This window comes from Paraburkholderia xenovorans, assembly GCF_046030735.1.
Lineage (GTDB): Bacteria > Pseudomonadota > Gammaproteobacteria > Burkholderiales > Burkholderiaceae > Paraburkholderia > Paraburkholderia xenovorans_A.
In genome coordinates this window covers 1-16401 of record NZ_JAQQBV010000006.1, presented here as the reverse complement: position 1 = coordinate 16401, position 16401 = coordinate 1, and the positions used below count along the sequence as shown (strand labels likewise).

The 16401-nt window shown below is 61.7% G+C and carries 15 protein-coding genes; 6 read left to right on the top strand and 9 right to left on the bottom strand.

The window, feature by feature from the left end; translation table 11 throughout:
* Nucleotides 1-531: 531 nt before the first annotated feature.
* Nucleotides 532-774, top strand: coding sequence for a hypothetical protein (locus tag PQQ51_RS07450; RefSeq protein ID WP_408496124.1), 243 nt, complete (start codon nt 532-534; stop codon nt 772-774).
* An 82-nt stretch (nt 775-856) separates the two neighbouring features.
* Here the strand turns inward: PQQ51_RS07450 and PQQ51_RS07445 are convergent, their stop codons facing one another.
* The gene (locus PQQ51_RS07445) at nt 857-1516 is read right to left on the bottom strand and encodes a S24 family peptidase (RefSeq protein WP_408496122.1); all 660 of its coding nucleotides are present in this window, start codon (nt 1514-1516) and stop codon (nt 857-859) included.
* 438 nt (nt 1517-1954) lie between these two features.
* Between PQQ51_RS07445 and PQQ51_RS07440 the strand changes: the two genes are divergently transcribed.
* Entirely contained in the window at nt 1955-3832 is a 1878-nt protein-coding gene (locus PQQ51_RS07440) for an ABC transporter ATP-binding protein (protein WP_408496120.1), read from the top strand.
* A gap of 51 nt (nt 3833-3883) precedes the next feature.
* Here the strand turns inward: PQQ51_RS07440 and PQQ51_RS07435 are convergent, their stop codons facing one another.
* The 3 genes from PQQ51_RS07435 to PQQ51_RS07425 form a co-directional block, all read right to left on the bottom strand.
* Nucleotides 3884-4348, bottom strand: a complete 465-nt coding sequence (locus tag PQQ51_RS07435) for a DUF2214 family protein (RefSeq protein ID WP_408496118.1) — start codon at nt 4346-4348, stop codon at nt 3884-3886.
* 167 nt (nt 4349-4515) lie between these two features.
* The gene (locus tag PQQ51_RS07430; RefSeq protein ID WP_408496116.1) at nt 4516-5370 is read right to left on the bottom strand and encodes a hypothetical protein; all 855 of its coding nucleotides are present in this window, start codon (nt 5368-5370) and stop codon (nt 4516-4518) included.
* Nucleotides 5371-5609: 239 nt separating this feature from the next.
* Nucleotides 5610-6674, bottom strand: a complete 1065-nt coding sequence (locus tag PQQ51_RS07425; RefSeq protein WP_408496114.1) for a glycosyltransferase family 4 protein — start codon at nt 6672-6674, stop codon at nt 5610-5612.
* 697 nt (nt 6675-7371) lie between these two features.
* On the opposite strand from PQQ51_RS07425, the gene PQQ51_RS07420 reads away from it, so the two are divergent.
* Nucleotides 7372-9207 carry an ABC transporter ATP-binding protein gene (locus PQQ51_RS07420; RefSeq protein ID WP_408496112.1) on the top strand — a complete coding sequence of 612 codons (1836 nt, stop codon included), beginning with the start codon at nt 7372-7374 and terminating at the stop codon, nt 9205-9207.
* Nucleotides 9208-9310: 103 nt separating this feature from the next.
* Here PQQ51_RS07420 and otsA read toward each other — a convergent pair whose 3' ends face one another.
* Together otsA and otsB are read right to left on the bottom strand one after the other, a co-directional pair.
* Entirely contained in the window at nt 9311-10771 is a 1461-nt protein-coding gene (gene otsA / locus PQQ51_RS07415; protein ID WP_408496110.1) for an alpha,alpha-trehalose-phosphate synthase (UDP-forming), read from the bottom strand.
* A 61-nt stretch (nt 10772-10832) separates the two neighbouring features.
* Nucleotides 10833-11582, bottom strand: coding sequence for a trehalose-phosphatase (gene otsB / locus PQQ51_RS07410; RefSeq protein ID WP_408496108.1), 750 nt, complete (start codon nt 11580-11582; stop codon nt 10833-10835).
* A 458-nt stretch (nt 11583-12040) separates the two neighbouring features.
* On the opposite strand from otsB, the gene PQQ51_RS07405 reads away from it, so the two are divergent.
* A complete protein-coding gene (locus PQQ51_RS07405; RefSeq protein ID WP_408496338.1) occupies nt 12041-12637 on the top strand; it encodes an SCO family protein in 597 nt (198 codons plus the stop codon).
* A gap of 17 nt (nt 12638-12654) precedes the next feature.
* Complete coding sequence (locus PQQ51_RS07400; RefSeq protein WP_408496106.1) at nt 12655-13122, top strand: copper chaperone PCu(A)C; 468 nt, start codon at nt 12655-12657, stop codon at nt 13120-13122.
* A 24-nt stretch (nt 13123-13146) separates the two neighbouring features.
* Here PQQ51_RS07400 and PQQ51_RS07395 read toward each other — a convergent pair whose 3' ends face one another.
* The 3 genes from PQQ51_RS07395 to PQQ51_RS07385 all read right to left on the bottom strand — a co-directional run bounded on the left by PQQ51_RS07395 (nt 13147) and on the right by PQQ51_RS07385 (nt 15495).
* Nucleotides 13147-13653 (bottom strand): GNAT family N-acetyltransferase, encoded by a 507-nt coding sequence (locus tag PQQ51_RS07395; protein ID WP_408496104.1) that lies wholly within the window; start codon nt 13651-13653, stop codon nt 13147-13149.
* A gap of 324 nt (nt 13654-13977) precedes the next feature.
* The gene (locus PQQ51_RS07390; protein ID WP_408496102.1) at nt 13978-14727 is read right to left on the bottom strand and encodes a TraB/GumN family protein; all 750 of its coding nucleotides are present in this window, start codon (nt 14725-14727) and stop codon (nt 13978-13980) included.
* Between the two features lie 276 nt (nt 14728-15003).
* Nucleotides 15004-15495: a hypothetical protein gene (locus PQQ51_RS07385; protein WP_408496100.1), complete on the bottom strand. Its 492-nt coding sequence runs from the start codon at nt 15493-15495 to the stop codon at nt 15004-15006.
* A gap of 418 nt (nt 15496-15913) precedes the next feature.
* On the opposite strand from PQQ51_RS07385, the gene PQQ51_RS07380 reads away from it, so the two are divergent.
* On the top strand, nt 15914-16401 hold a 488-nt coding region (locus PQQ51_RS07380), incomplete at its 3' end, for a hypothetical protein (RefSeq protein ID WP_408496098.1).

The following is a 16401-nucleotide window of genomic DNA, read 5'->3' as shown; positions in this document are numbered from 1 at the left end:
TTTAGTCAGCACTACTCCACGTCGTCGGCGACGGCGGGTATCACCGTTCCGGAATCGACAATGGAAAACGACGAGTCAATCGCCCGTATCCAGCCGCAGATTCAGAGTTTTCTCACATTTCATGCCTGAGATAGCGCTTATCTTGCAAGAGCTAAATAACTCGGAGATGGAATGAAGAAAAGCACGCCCAAGCGCGCCTCGATGTGTGCGTCGATTCGGCATCGAATTGGAAGGAGCTGCGACGCGAGAGGCAGCGAAACGACACCCGATCTCGTCGTGACGACCGGACGCGAACTGCGCGGCTATCTGCTCGTGCCAATCGATGTCACATGCGTCGGCCAACCGCAAATCGAATCCGCCGCACTCGATCGCGATAGACGGCGATCACACAGTCGACTTCGAAGACGAACCTGCGCAATCCGCAGCGAAAGACCCAATACTCAGAGAAAAGCCCACCACGCCGTCGCGGCAACAAACGGGAGCTTAAGCAGGACCATCAGCCCACTTGTACGCAGAGGCAGAAAGGCCGCGATGAGCGCTATCGAGATATCGGTTTCGTTAATCAGTTGGGAGCGGGAACGCGGTAAAGCTGCTCGCGGCCTGTCCGCTCATCATCTGCATGTGCTCGCGCTAGCAGACATGGCCCTGACGCAGAACGAACTACGCCGGGCGTACGCTTGCGCGGTGGCCGATCGCTTGAACACGAACGATCTGCTGCCGGTCAATGCTGGCGTCGTGAGAAAGTTTGCGATCAAGCACCGCAACTCGCTTTAACCAAGGCCTCTCCAGCGCCGAACACCGCAGCCATGATCAAAGTATAGATATCCAAACCATTCAAGTCAAGGTATCTATACTTTTACTCAGGCCGCCACATAGAATCCTTAACAATCGCCGCGACGTAGTGCAGGAGTTCGATCTCCTCGTCCGCAAACGCGATCGGCACATGGTCGTCGTTCACCGACATGAAATGCTTGCGACCGTCGCGCGAATAGAGATAGATCTTGATCATCACGCGCCCATCCGTTGCACGGATAAGCACTTCGTCACCCGGCTCGACCGCATGCTCGGGCTCGATAACCACGAACTCGCCGTCCCGGATACGCGGCTGCATGGAATCGCCCTTGCAGCGCAGCCCGTACGCCTTATTCCTGGACGGAAGCTCCAGATAACCGCCGCCCACCGAGGAATCAATTTCGGCCCAGAAGCCGTCGTTACCAAGCTGTGCCATGCCCTCTACCGGAATGCGCCGCCTCATGGACGACGAGGTCGAGTCGAGTTCGTTCCGATGCTCCGCATCGGTCGCCTTCGGCTCCCCTTCTCCCATGATCAGCCAATCCACCCGGTAGCCAAACCTCTTTTCGATTCTGACCGCGTACTCATGCTTCAGCGACTTGATGGCGCCTGACAACCATTGGTTGACCGCGCCTTTGCTGACTTCAGCGATTCTCGCCAGCTCGACCTGATCGACGCCGGTCTCGCCCAGGACAATCTGGATACGTTCGGGAAGGGTGTTCATGAAACAGGAATCTAAACTATACACGGTTTAGATATCTTTTTATTTTAGTTTAGTTTTCTTCACCAAAAAATAACATTCGTGTCCGTTCCCCCGTCCAATGACCGTCGATTCCGAAACTTCGTATGATTGCGAGTACGAAATACTGCTGATATAGTGGGCGTTCGGGCACTCGCCCCGATTCGTTTTTCTTCAACTACTCATCGACTTCAGGGAGGCGTCACATGTTCGCAGTGCACATCGCCTTCCCAGGTATGGTCTCGCGGCCATCCTCGCGATCTTAAGTCGTCGCAATCACGGTTCGGCCTGAACAGGCGTTCCGTACCATCCCCAGACAGTTCGTGGTTCCCTGGCCGGCAATGTCCAGCGCCGAGCAACTGTCTTTTGCTTTCGCTTCTGACTGGAACCCGGCTGCGTCGATGCGCCACCGGGTCGTGGCAAATGACCATTAAAAAACCCGATTTTCGCGGACAAGCCTTCAAGGACGTCCTCGGTTTCACCTTCCGTCACTGGACACAGCAGCCGTGGCGCATATTCGTCATCACGGCGCTGGCCCTGCTCGCGGCAATCGCCGACGTCCTCACGCCGATGTACGCCGGCCGCCTCGTCGATGCGATCGCGTCGGGCGCCGCCAGCGACGGCGCGGCCTGGCATGCGGCGGTCGCGGCATTCTGCGTGCTGGCCGGACTCGGCCTCGGCGCCACGCTGCTTCGGCAGTGCGTGTTCTTCAACATCATCAGACTCACGCTGAAGATGATGAGCGAGATCGCGGCCCATGCGTTTCATCGCGTGCAGCGCTTTTCCACCGACTGGCACGCCAACAGTTTCGCCGGCTCCACGGTGCGCAAGATCACGCGCGGCATGTGGGCGCTCGACCTGCTCAACGACACGCTGCTGATCGCGTTGCTTCCTTCGCTAGTCATGCTGGCCGGCGCGACCGGCCTGCTCGGCTGGCGCTGGCCGTTGATGGGGATGGTGGTCGGCATCGGTTCGGTGATCTATATCGCCGTGACGGTGGCGATGTCGCTCGGCTTCGTCGCGCCCGCGGCGCGGCTCGCGAACGCGTGGGACACGCGCATGGGCGGCGCCCTCGCCGACGCGGTCAGTTGCAACGGCGTCGTAAAGGCATTCGGCGCGGAAGAGCGCGAAGAAGCGCTGCTCGCGCGCGTGATCGACAAGTGGCGTCATCGCACGCGCCGCACGTGGATGCGCGGCACGCTCAACGGCGGCTTGCAAGGCGCGATGCTAGTGGCGATTCAGGCCGCGATTCTCGGTGCGGCGCTGCTGTTGTGGGCGCGCGGCGAGGCGAGTGTCGGCGACATCACGTTCGCGTTGACGATGTTCTTCATGCTGCAGGGTTATCTGCGCGACGTGGGCATGCACATCCGCAACCTGCAGCGCTCGGTCAACGACATGGAGGAACTGGTGTCGCTCGAAAGTCAGCCGCTCGGCATCGAGGACCGCGCCGGCGCCGGCCCGATCGCGATCGGTCAGGGCGAGATCCGCTTCGAGCACGTCACCTTCCACTACGGCTCGAACGCGAAACCGCTCTACGAAAACTTCTCGGTGCGCATCGCGCCGGGAGAGCGCGTCGGGTTGGTCGGGCATTCGGGCTCGGGAAAAACGACCTTCATCAAGCTGATCCAGCGTCTGTACGACATCTCGGGCGGTCGCATCACGATCGACGGCCAGGACATCGCGCAAGTTCGGCAAGCTTCGCTGCGCGGTCAGATCGCGATCGTTCAGCAGGAGCCGGTGCTGTTTCACCGCTCGCTCGCCGAGAACATTGCGTATGCGAAGCCCGGCGCGAGCCGCGTCGAGATCGAACGCGCGGCGCGACTCGCCAGCGCGCACGACTTCATCGCGGCGCTGCCCGACGGCTATGACACGCTGGTAGGCGAGCGCGGGATCAAACTGTCGGGCGGCGAGCGTCAGCGGGTAGCGATTGCGCGCGCGTTTCTCGCCGACGCACCGATCCTGATCCTCGACGAAGCCACCTCGAGCCTCGACAGTGAAAGCGAAATGCTGATCCAGCAGGCAATGGAAAGGCTGATGACGGGACGCACGACGCTGGTGGTCGCGCACCGTCTGTCGACCGTGCGTGCGCTCGACCGGTTGCTGGTGCTGGACAAGGGCAAGGTGATCGAGGAAGGCAGTCACGAGGCCTTGATCAAGCTCGAGAACGGTCTGTATCGGCGCCTGTTCGAACGTCAGGCGCTGGAACTGATCAAGGGTTTGAACGATCCGGAGGTCGTGCCCAAAACCTCTGCCGTCAAGACGAGCAGGACCGACGATTCGAGCCTGCTGGTAGAGAAGTAACGAGCAACATGGCCTGGTCCGCGCACGCGCTCTTCACGAGTTCGTGCGCGATTACACCACGCCGGACGGCAGTCCGATGCCACGCGCCATGCCGGTTGCCGCGAACACCATCAGTACCAGCAGCACGGTCTGGATCACGCTGTAGCGAGCGTAGGCTCGCGCGCGCCGCAGATCCGGCGCGTCCTTTCTTCTCAGCGCGCCGCGCCAGCGCATCAGCGCCAGCATGGACGGCATTTCGAGAACGAAGATCAGCACGAGCAGCGTCATCTTCGCGTGAAAGAGCGGCTCGTGCAGGTAGTAGTCGGCGCCCTTCTCATAGCCGCCGAAAGCGCGCATCAATCCGGTGACGATCAATACCAGAGCCGAGAGACCCCACGCAGTATCGGCGCGAAATACCGACCTCAGGGCAGCGGGCACGGTGGCCCGACGCAGCGCCCAGGTCCGCCGCAAAATCGACGCGAGCGCAAAACCGTAAGCAAGCAGATGAATGGCGGCAAGCAACCAGCGAACCAGCATGACGACTCCTGCGCAAGAACCAGCACGAAGCAACACGATCGATGTATGTCCCGCTCGCCGCCGCTGAAGCAGCGCACGGCTTTTCACCCACGGCGACGACAAACCACGCTCCACTTTACGACGCCAGGCGAGTCCACGGGCGTAGCCGAGCGTTCAATACAGCCGAGTCAGACTTGCCGCAATGACGTATCGAGCGCCCGCGCGGCGACCCGATCGCCTTCGGTGGTCAGCGCGGTGCGGAATACGGTCTGCCGGTTATGACCCGCGGCAGCCGGCGAATCCCATAGCAATTCGATTTTCGGCCGACGCCCGAAGCCGCGCGCGACAACCGGCGCTGTGACTGCGCCGGCCGGCGTCGACGACGCGCCTGCATCCGCGCCCGCCACGCCGTAAGCCACAGCAGGCGTGGGCGTCGGCGTCGAGGTGGCGGACGGGCCGGCGGCCCAGCGCACGGACAACTCGCGCGCGTCGTACTGACCGACCTTGCGACGCTCGGCCCACACGATCACCGTGCGCGTAGCCGGATCGAGTGCCACCGCATAGCGGCCGATCGCAAAGCGCCGCGCGGCGATATTGGTGCGCCACAGCGCGCGCGGACGGCAAATCCACATCACCGCGGCGTACAGCGCGGGCGCGGCCAGCAACCAGCCATTGGTGGCCGCGACCGCCTGTACCGCGCGACGCCAGCCGGCGCTCGCCGCGAATGCACCGACCGACCAGACAGCAAACAGAAAACCCAGGAAAGCAAACAGCCGCAGCGCCTGCCGCAGCCATTGCGGCAGCGGATGAAACGGACGCTCGGCCACGGCGCGCGCGCCGGGCAGGAAAATCAGCAGGAACAGGAACACGAGGTTGATGCAGGCCCACGGCGACGACACCATCGCGGACAACGACGCGCCGAGATCCATTTGCGCCATCGAAAACAGCCAGCGAGCGATGAGCACGAGACCGATGGCGCGCAACGCGAAAATCGTTCCGGCGCCGGGCGCGGCATTCGCACGCGTCTCTTTCGTTCTCGGCAAAGCATCCTCCTGTCGTCGGGGGCGCCGCAGCCCAATTTGCGGCACGGCCATTATAGGGATAATACGAAGACGGCTCATACTTGCCGCCCGCAAAACGATACTTTCTGACGCTCACACGCAAAAACGCGGCGCGCATGCAACAACGCCCCGCGGTCAAAAGCCCGCGGGGCGTTGCTGAAGGCTGCCGGGATCCGTCAAGCGACCCCGAACAACCCGTGTACTGCTTTATCTATGCCGCATTAGCTTGCGTTGACTTCGCGCAGCACCGTGCGATGCTTCTGACGCAGCAGCTCTTCATAGGTTGCGACGTAATTCTGCGCCATCACCTTCGACGAGAAACGCGATTCAAACGCGGCACGCACCTTGGCGCGCGGCAGCGTGTGCAGACGCTTGACGGCGGCAACCGCGCTGATTTCATCTTCGACGACAAAGCCCGACACGCCGTTTTCGATCACTTCCGGCACCGAACCACGGTTGAACGCGACGACCGGCGTGCCGCAAGCCATCGCTTCGATCATCACCAGACCGAACGGCTCCGGCCAGTCGATCGGGAACACCAGTGCATGCGCGTTGCCGAGAAACTCACGCTTTTGGGCTTCGCCGATTTCGCCGATGTATTCGACGTGCGGCAGCGCCATCAACGGCTTGATCACTTCTTCGTAATAGGCACGGTCGGCCTTGTCGATCTTGGCGGCGACCTTGAGCTTCATGCCTGCCTGGCCGGCGATGCGGATCGCGCGGTCGAGACCCTTCTCCGGCGAGACGCGGCCGAGGAATGCGAGGTAGCCCGGCTCGACGTTCTTGATGGGCGTGAGCACGTTTTCCGGCAGACCGTGATAAACGGTTTGCAGCCAGTTCGCCTGTTGCAGCGGGATACGCTGGTTGTCCGAAATCGACACCACCGGCACGTCGCTGAACGTATTGAAGATCGGTTGCAGTTCCGGCAGATCGAGACGGCCGTGCAGCGTGGTCAGGAACGGCACCGGCTGACGCGCGAACAGCGAGAACGGGTAGTAATCGATATGGAAATGCAGCACGTCGAATTCGTCCGCGCGGCGGCGCACTTCTTCGAGCAGCAGCATGTGCGGCGCCATCACGTCGCGAATGGTAGGGTCGAGGCGCAGCGCCTGCGGCCAGAAAGCTTCGAGTTTCGCCGAGGTTTGCGAATCGCCGCTCGCGAAGAGCGTGACGTCATGACCCAGTTCGACCAGCGCTTCGGTCAGGTTGGACACCACGCGTTCCGTACCGCCATACAGCTTGGGAGGAACCGCCTCGTGTAACGGAGCGATTTGAGCGATTCGCATAATGAAAAACTCCTCGTAAAAAATCAGGCAAAGGTACTGCGTTTGGAAAAGCGACTCGCTTGCTCGCCAGGGCAGTCTGGCCGGTCGTGCCGGCGCGGGCCTGATTCTTTCGAGAAATCCTGCGATGGATCGCTTGGGTAAAGAGCCCAGACCGATGTCGTCACAGTCTGCGCTTGTGCCGGTAAACGCACACATGGCACCTACGTTGACAAACTGTCAGATATTTCGCTGAGCCAACCGGGATGCATTATCAGTGCCGGATATTGTGCTGCGGCACAACATTTCAAAGTCTTTACGTTGTTACAAAGGGGAAACACTTTGCAAACCCTTGTTTTATAAGACAGTTCTACAGTAGCAACTGGCTTGCAACGCGAAACTTGATGGCGGCGTCTGTAAGCCTCTGCATCAACCTTGCAGGCAAGCGTTGAAGAAATGCCCGGTCTACGCTGTATGCAACTTGTAATTGTATCCCGAATTTGTTCGCGAACCGCGTGAACCACAGGCCCGTTGCGGGGCCGAGCCACAGCAGGTCGCGGCGCCCTATCGCGAAATCAGTCGCGTCATCGCCCGGATTACCCAGGGCGCAATCGCTTTTGCGTGTTTACAATGCGAAGCATCGGCTTCGCGGCGAACTTGCTTTCGCCGTGGCCCGTGCTTTGCATGCACAATCCGACACACACTCCGGCCACACGATCAATTGGAACATTTAACCATCGCCCAGCGTAACGCCCTGAACGCAAAGCTCGCGAGCTACGCGCACAGGCCGCTTGCGTTTCTCTTCCGCTTTATCCGCCGCCACCCGCTCGCCCATGCGATCGTTTTGTGCAGCGTGTTTGCGGCCGTGGGCTGTGCGCTCGCTTCGCAATACGCAATCAAGCATCTGATCGACGTGCTTGGCGAAGGCCGCCATCATCCCGGTCCGCTGTGGGGCGCGTTCGCCATCCTGGTCGGCCTGATCGCCGCCGACAACCTGCTGTGGCGGGTCGGCGGCTGGGTCGCCGCGCATACGTTCGTCGCCGTCACCGGCGACTTGCGGCGCGACCTGTTCTCGTATCTGTCCGGCCACTCGCCTTCCTATTACTCGGAGAAGCAGCCGGGTATGCTCGCGAGCCGCATCACGGCTACCTCGAACGCGGTCTACACCGCCGAAAACACTACCGCGTGGAACGTGCTGCCGCCGTGCATCGCGGTGCTCGGTGCGATCGTGATGATCACCGCGGTGAATCCGCTGATGGCCTGCGGTTTGATGCTGTGCTCGGCCATTTTGTCGGTCGTCCTTTACAAACTTGCCGGGCGCGGTTCGGCGCGTCATCACCATTTCGCGACCAAAGCGGCTTCGGTGGACGGCGAACTGGTCGACGTGATCAGCAACATGGGCCTCGTGCGCGCGTTCGGCATGACCTTCCGCGAGCAGCAGCGCTTCGGCGCCACGGTCAAGGCGGAAATGGACGCCCGCCAGCAAAGCCTGCTGTATCTGGAAAAGCTGCGCCTGCTGCACGCGGTGATCACTGCGCTGCTGTCCGCCGGCCTGTTGGGTTGGGCGTTGTGGCTGTGGGATCAAGGCAAGGCGACCTCCGGCGACATCGTGCTGGTCAGCTCGCTCGGCTTCACGATTCTGCACGGCACCCGCGATCTGGCCGTGGCACTAGTCGACGTGACGCAGCACGTTGCGCGGCTCGCCGAAGCGGTGCGCACACTGCTCGAACCGCATGGCATGCCCGACCGCAACGACGCAACCGAACTCGTGCCGCAAGGCGGGCGCATCGATTTCGAATCGGTCACGTTTGCGTACCCGCGCCGCCGGCCGATTCTCGATCACTTCGATCTGCATATCGAACCGGGGCAGCGTGTCGGCCTGATCGGTAAGTCGGGCGCGGGCAAGTCGACCGTGCTGGCTTTGCTGCAACGGTTCTACGAGACCCAGGGCGGCGCGATCAGGATCGACGGTCAGGACATCGCCGCCATCACGCAGGACAGCCTGCGCCACGCGATCGCGCTGGTTCCGCAGGACATCTCGCTGTTCCACCGCTCGGTGTACGAGAACATTGCGTACGGCCGGCCGGAAGCGAGCCGCGACGAAGTGCTGGCCGCGGCGCGTGAAGCCCGTTGCGCCGACTTCATCGAAGCGATGCCGGAAGGCTACGACACGATCGTCGGCGACCGCGGCGTGAAGCTGTCCGGCGGTCAACGCCAGCGGATCGCGATTGCTCGCGCGATCCTGAAAAACGCGCCGATCCTGCTGCTCGACGAAGCGACGTCGGCGCTCGACAGCTCGTCGGAAGAAGCAATCCAGAAGGCGCTCGACCGGTTGATGGTCGGCCGCACCGTCGTGGCGATCGCGCACCGCCTGTCGACGCTGAACAACTTCGACCGGATCATCGTGATGAGCGCCGGCAAGGTGATCGACGACGGCAGTCCCGAAGAGCTGCGCCAGCGTCCGGGCCTGTACCGCGATCTGCTGTCGAAGCAGTATGGCAAGGGCGCGACGCTGCATATCGGCGGCAATAAGGTCGACGAACAGCACGTGGTCTGAGTTATACGAGCGAGCGCCTTGAACGCTCGCATGCAAAAAAAGCCGCTCAAGTTCAACTGAGCGGCTTTTTTTCGTCCAATACCGGATAACGCGTCGACACGCGCTACCCGGCCGCAGTCTCGCGCGCCGTCTTCTTCCCCGATCCCGCGCGCACCTTCACGGTCCTGGTGCTCTTTGCACCATGCATGCTCTGCAAGTCGCGCATGAAGTTGTCGCGCCACACCGACACATTGTTCTCGCGCAGTTGCGCCATCATGTCGCGATGCCGCGCCTGACGCTCCGCGAGCGGCATCTCCAGCGCCTTCGCGAGCGCCTCGGCCATCCCGTCGATATCGACCGGATTGACGATCAGCGCACCGTCCAGTTCCTGCGCCGCGCCGGCAAATCGCGACAGCACCAGCACGCCGGGATTCTCGGGATCCTGCGCGGACACATACTCCTTCGCGACGAGGTTCATCCCATCGCGCAACGGCGTCACATAGCCGACATGCGCGGTGCGAAACAGCGCGGCCAGCACCGAGCGCTCGTACTGCTTGTGGATGTACAGAATCGGCGTCCAGTCCAGCTCGGCGAAACGACCGTTGATGCGCCCCGACTCGCCTTCCAGTTGCAGGCGGATGTCCTGATACGCGTGCATGTCGGCCCGCGTGGGCGGCGCAATCTGCAGGAACGAGACCTTGTTGCGCTGCGCGGTCCAATGCTCGAGCAGCCGTTCGAACGCACGAAAACGCTCGACGAGACCCTTCGAATAATCAAGCCGGTCGACGCTCATGATCAGCTTGCGTGAGTGCAGCGTCGCTTTCATCGTGCGCACCGGCTTGCCGCGCTCGCCCGCTTTCGCGAGTTCGGCGATCTCGTCCGGATAGACGCCGATCGGATACGCGGCCGCGCGCAGCGTGCGGCCGAATGCGTGGACCGTCAGCGGCCCGCTGGCCGACACGTCGACCGACCCGTTACCCTCATTGACGATGTAGTCGCAGAACGCGCGCAAATCGGGCGCAGTCTGGAAACCGAGCAGATCGAACGAGCACAGCGCTTCGACCAGTTCGCGATGCGGCGGCACCGCGAGCAACACCTGCGAGGCCGGAAACGGAATGTGCAGAAAGAAGCCGATGCGATTCTTCACGCCCGCCGCGCGCAACGCTTGCGCGAACGGAATCAGGTGATAGTCGTGGACCCAGATCACATCGTCTTCGCGCAACAGCGGCACGAGTTGCTGCGCGAGCCATGCGTTGACGCGGCAGTAGCCTTCGAAGTCGTGCCGGTCGTATTGCAGCAGATCCGCGCGATAGTGGAAGGCCGGCCAGAGCGTCGCATTCGAAAAACCACGGTAGTACTGATCGTAGTCGCGCCGCATCAGCGCGATGGTCGCGAACGTGACCGGCCCGCGTTCTTCGAGCTTGATCTGCGGCTGGCCGGAGGTGAGCACGTCGCCGCTCCAGCCGAACCACATGCCGCCGGTTTCCTTCAGCGCGTCGTACACGCCGACCGCGAGACCGCCCGCCGCCGGGCCGCCCTCGGAAATCGGCGCCACCCGGTTCGATACGATGATGAGTCGACTCATGAAACGCGCGCCCCGATCCAATACGACGTTATGTACGTTAAGCGATATGCCGGCACGCTCATCATGCTCCGCGCGCCGCCGCGACGATCGACTCCAGCCAGTCGAGCAACGCCGTGACCGACTCGACGCGCGTCTGCGCGAGCGTGTCGCCCGCGCCGACCTTGATCGACAAACCGCCGCGTTCGTTGACGACGGCAAAGCCTTTCTCGTCGGTGAGATCGTCGCCGGCAAATACCGGGCGGCGACCGACGAACGGCGGTTCGTCGAGAAACGCGCGCACCGCGCGGCCTTTGTCGACGTCCTTCGGTTTAATTTCGTAGACCATCTTGCCGGGCTGCAACACGTACGAGCCGGCGTAATCGGCCACTAGCCGCTCGGTCGCCTTACGCGCCAGCGCTTCGCGATCGGGCGCGTTGCGATAGTGCAAGGCCAGCGCCGCGCCCTTGATTTCGAGCAGCATGCCGGGGTTTTCGTTGACGACCTGCGCGAGCACCTGCTCCATGCGCAACAGGCGTTCGTCGTGAAAACCGATGCGCTGCGTATCGCCGTTCGAATCGCGCCGCTCGGCGCCATGCAAGCCGGCGATCGGCAGATCGGGCATCGCGAGGAAACCGTCGATGCTGTCGATGCCGCGGCCGGACACCACCGCGACCGCGCCGTTCGTCAGGCGCCGCAGTTCGGCGAGCAGATCGATGACGCGCGGTTCCACCCGCACGCCGTCCGGCGTGGACGCGAGTTCGACGAGCGTGCCGTCGAAGTCGAAGAAAAATGCGGTCTCGCCTGGAGACAGAACAGCCGGAAGTGCTTGCATCGGTTAGTTTTGCCTTTCAGCCTCGTGCGGCCGGAAAAGTGTGCGCATCTTACCGCGCATCGATCAATTTTTCGAGAAAGTAAGCTGGGACTCAAGCCCGGCCTGGCGGCGCAGACCGATGACGTCCGACATAGCGCGCAACAACCGGGGCGTCCGGTCTGCTCGCGCTTTTAGCGATCTGCGTCATATTGCCCCGCAAACCGCGCGCCCAGCGGTCCAAACGCGACGTAGACGGCGCTTTTGCGATACAGTCGCTGCCACGCGGACCATTCCGGTCAGGAGCATGTTTGCACACGCCGGCGGCCGCGCGCTTCGTGCGAAAGGCGCGGCGTTCGTTCCTAAGCAACGCCGCGTGCCGCTCCTCAATCGAGTCATTGATACCTGCTTTGTTCCCCGAACGCCTATCCCGACGCCGGCAGCCGAACTTCGCAACGCTCCGCAACGGGCGCGCCGCGCGCATGGTCGAGCGGATGGCGCTGGGAGCCGTGCTGAGCGCACTGGCAATGCTGGCGGGCTGCACGCATCGAACCGAGTCCTGGCAGTTGACCGACGTCACCGGCCACCTCCCCGACCTCGACTTCAAACTGACCGCCGACGACGGCCGACCAGTGACCGGCGACACCTTCAAGGGCCGCACATCGCTCGTCTACTTCGGCTACACGCATTGCCCGGATGTCTGCCCCGAAACCATGGGCAGACTGATGCAGGTGCTCGCCAAGCTCGGCCCGGACGCACAGAAGGTGCGCATCCTGTTCATTACCGTCGACCCGGCGCGCGACACGCCACAGGCACTGCACGAGTATGTCGGCGCATTCGACGCGGAACACGCCGAAGGCCTGAGCGGCACTGACCGGCAGATCGAGTCGCTCGCGAGGCGCTATCGCGTCGCCTATCAGATGGAAAAGCGCGACCCGCGCGGCAACTACGAAGTCACGCACAGCTCCGCCGTCTACGTGTTCGATCAGCAAGGTCACGCACGCCTGATGGCCACCGATCGCGACACCCCCGATACGATCGCGCAAGACCTGCGTCGTATCATCAACGACCCTTCCTGACCTACCCTGGCCTACACATGTCGATCAAAACCAGAACGTTCGCTGCACTGAGCTCCGCCGTTGCCCTCTCGTTTTCGTTTGCACTCGCGTCGCCTGCGCACGCCGCCGACGCCAAGGCGATCAGCGTCAAGGACGCATGGGTGCGCTGGCTGCCGGGCAACCTGCCGGCCGCCGGTTACGTCACGTTAGTGAACGCCGGCGACAAGCCGGTCGATCTCGTCGATATTTCGAGCAAGGACTATGGCGATGCGATGCTGCATCAAACCGTGTCGAGCGGATCGTCGCAGAAGATGGTGATGGTCGACAAACTGACCGTGCCCGCGCATGGCCAGGTCGCGATCGCGCCGGGCGGCTATCACGTGATGCTCGAAGACGCGAAGCACAAGATCGCGCCAGGCGACACTGTGCATCTGACGCTGAAGTTCTCCGACGGCGAGACGCTCGACGCGCCGTTCGCCGTCAAGCCGCCCGCTCAGACCAAGTAACGCGCGGCACTGCGGACCAGGAAGTCAGGCCGAACGCATCCATACATGCGGAATGCCGTCTTCTTCGTGAATTTCCGAGACAGGCGCGAAGCCGAACGCGCCGTAGAAGCGTTGCAGATGGGCTTGCGCATGCAGACGGATCGGCGTGCCGGGCCACTGCGCGCGGATGTGCTCGAGCGAACGTTCGAGCATCGTGTTACCCAGACCGAAGCCGCGAAACTCCACGGTGGTCAGCACGCGGCCGATGCGGATATCGGTGTCGTCCGTATCCGGCAGCAGCACGCGCAGATAGCCCGCGAGCGGCGCGTGCTTGCCGCTTGAATCGGTTCGAGGACCCAAGGCGAGCAGATGCCAGGCGTCGAGGTCGAGCCCGTCGATATCGCCATACACGCAATTCTGTTCGACGACGAACACCGCGCTGCGCGCGGCCAGCATTGCATAGACTTCGGTGGGGGTGAGGTCGTCGAAGGCTTTCCAACGCCATTCGAGTTGGGCCAGCCGCGGGGCGGCCGTGTGCTGCGTTTCAGTCATGAGGGAGCTTCTAAAGAGGCGCGCCTGTTTGAACGGCGGCGATGCGGAATTATGCCGCATCCGCCATGCTCGACAGTGCTAAACGCCATGCACGCCGCGCGCCTTCGACGCCTGCTTGTGGCGGTCGAAGCGCTCTTCCGCTGAGGTGTCGAGGATATTCAGCGCACGCAATGTGTGGAGACGGGCGCTTTCGTTACTGGGCGTCGGTGGGATTCAGCCCTTTGCATGGAGTTCCGCTGCGATCGTGTCCCGGCAGCCGCGTCAGGAAAGCGTTTCAAGCTGAACACACGCCGTGCGCGTGTTCAGGCAAAATCCGCCAGACGCTTACACAACCGGCTCGACGCTCGCCCCGAGGCAATCGATCAGATTCTCCGGCCCACACAAATGCAACGCGCCGACAACGACCAGCGTCCGCTCCGGCCGTACGAGCAACGCCTTCAGGCGCGCCGCCCATGCGCGGTTGCGCGCGTCGAGGATTGCGGTGCGGATGCCGGGCAGATTGAACATCGGCGATTCGACGGCGATCCGGTGTACCGCTTGCAGATCGCCCAGCAGCCAGGCGTCGTGCATCCGTTCGAGCGTGCGCTGCGGCTCGCTGGTATCCGACATCAGCAATGCGAGCGCGGCGCTAACGGCTTCGAGCGGAATCGACTCCAGCGAGTCCGCCACGTGCTGCGCGGTTTCCAGATACTGAAACGGTTTGCCCTGTGCGAGCGCCGAGCGCATGAGACGCGGCTCGACGCCTTCGACAACCTGCTGGAAGAGCGTCGGCGCGACGATCAGCGCGGCCCACGGGCGTAGTGCAGATAGCGGCGCTAATGGGCCGTCTGTCGGCCACACGGTTTGCAGCCGCTGCCACGCATCGGCGGAAAGCAACGAAGACAGCGGCTCGGCCGTCTTTGCCGATTGCGTTTTCAGAAACGGCAGGATTGTCGGCGGATCGGATTCGAAGACCAACGCTTCGGCCCAGTCGTAGGCTTCGGCGATCCAGGGCGGTGTTCGGCGGCTCGTCGCCGGGAACAGATGCATCGAGCCGAGCAGGCGAACCTGCGTGCCGGTGAGTTGTAGATACATGCGGCCTCGGTGTGGGCATTGACCCGCGCATTGTGCCGCACGCGCGTCACGATGACGGCGGCGCATAAAAGAAAAGCCCCGACGAATCGGGGCTTTTCTTTACATCAACTTCTGGAGGCGCGAGCCGGAGTCGAACCGGCCTAAACGGCTTTGCAGGCCGTCGATATTCATTTTAAATCAATAATATACTTATATTAACCACACGATCCAACCACTCTGGCACATGCGGCCAACCGTGTTGAACACCCGGTGTCGCACCGTGAACGATGCTTGACGTCAGCGTGGTCCGAACGACTTCGCGATAACGGCGATCGCCTTGGCGCGCAGGACGTCTGCCGATAGATCTTCCAAGCTGTAATCCCCGCCATCTGGACCACTTTGCATCCCGCCCCCAGGAAAGGTGATGACGGAATGAAACTTTACCTTGCGGCTGTAAGGATCGGCATTGACGGTGAACTGCGGGTGATCGGATCGTGCCCCGTGACGCCCTCCAGTGCCGGCCGGATACACGTGCAACGTAATTCCGATCCGTGTGCGAGAAGCATCGGTCGGCGGATCGTTCATCACGACCTCAAACTCATGTCCGCGCTGGTGCAGCCGGTTACCGATTTCCTCAAACACCGGATGAGCAGTGATCGAACGGAAATTTGAAAACTCGGCAATAAAAGCATCCTCCTCCGCCTGCCTCTGTTCTGCCGCTGACCGAACCTTGACTTGCCGGTCATCGTAAGCGTCCAAAGCGGCATCGAGTTGTTCGAATGGGTCCACGTGCTTGCTCCTAGCGATTTGTCGGACGGATGCATGTAGCGTATCTTATTTTCTCAGCACCCCGCCATAATCAAAGTACGAAAAACTCGTTCGACCAAAATACTGTATGTCTAGACAGTGTTTTGCCGAGATGCAGTATGGAGCTTCCCACCTTTCAATACCATAGTTCAGGGCGTGGAATGACGGCGAGGCCCGTCATATATGGATTGTTACCATTGCTGTAGCAAATCTGTAGCACACGAAAATTCCCCTCTTAGCTCATTGCGCAGACTATCGAGCAGCCTCGGCTCGCACGCACTCATCCGGCGCCCCGCTGTTTGCGAAAACATACATTCACGAGCTTCAGCAGCTGTTCGCTTTGGGGCTTGTTTTCCAGCGCAGTATGATTGCCACTAAATAATTGATCTGGGGTGCCGGCGTGAATACAAAGGGCTCGTTCTGGGGATCCCCAAAGTGGAATGGCGTCGCTGCAATAGCGACCTTGATTGGCCTTGTGATCGCAGCAGTAGCTCTTTGGGTCAGCGTTCAGCAAACCACGCCGACAGTTTCCACGGGAGTTGTCAAGATCCAGCGGATTCTCGCGTCAAGTGCCTTGCCACCTGAATATTTTTCTGGCGCCGACGGTCCATCGGCCACGTTATCGATCGGTGGTATATCAGCGGCCCCAGGACACCTGCAACTCAGGTTCTATACAGTTCAAAACCTCTCGGGGCGGCATATCACTGCATCCGACTTCGATGCCCCGATAACAGTGCGAGCCTTGGGTGGAAGGAAAATAGCCAAGGTCGAGGTTACACCCCCCGCTAACAGGCCGCCGATAATTGTGCAACTGAACGCGGATGCCGCAGTGATCCCGCCCATGCTGCTAAATGTGGGCGAAACAACACTCATCCGAGTGCTTTTACA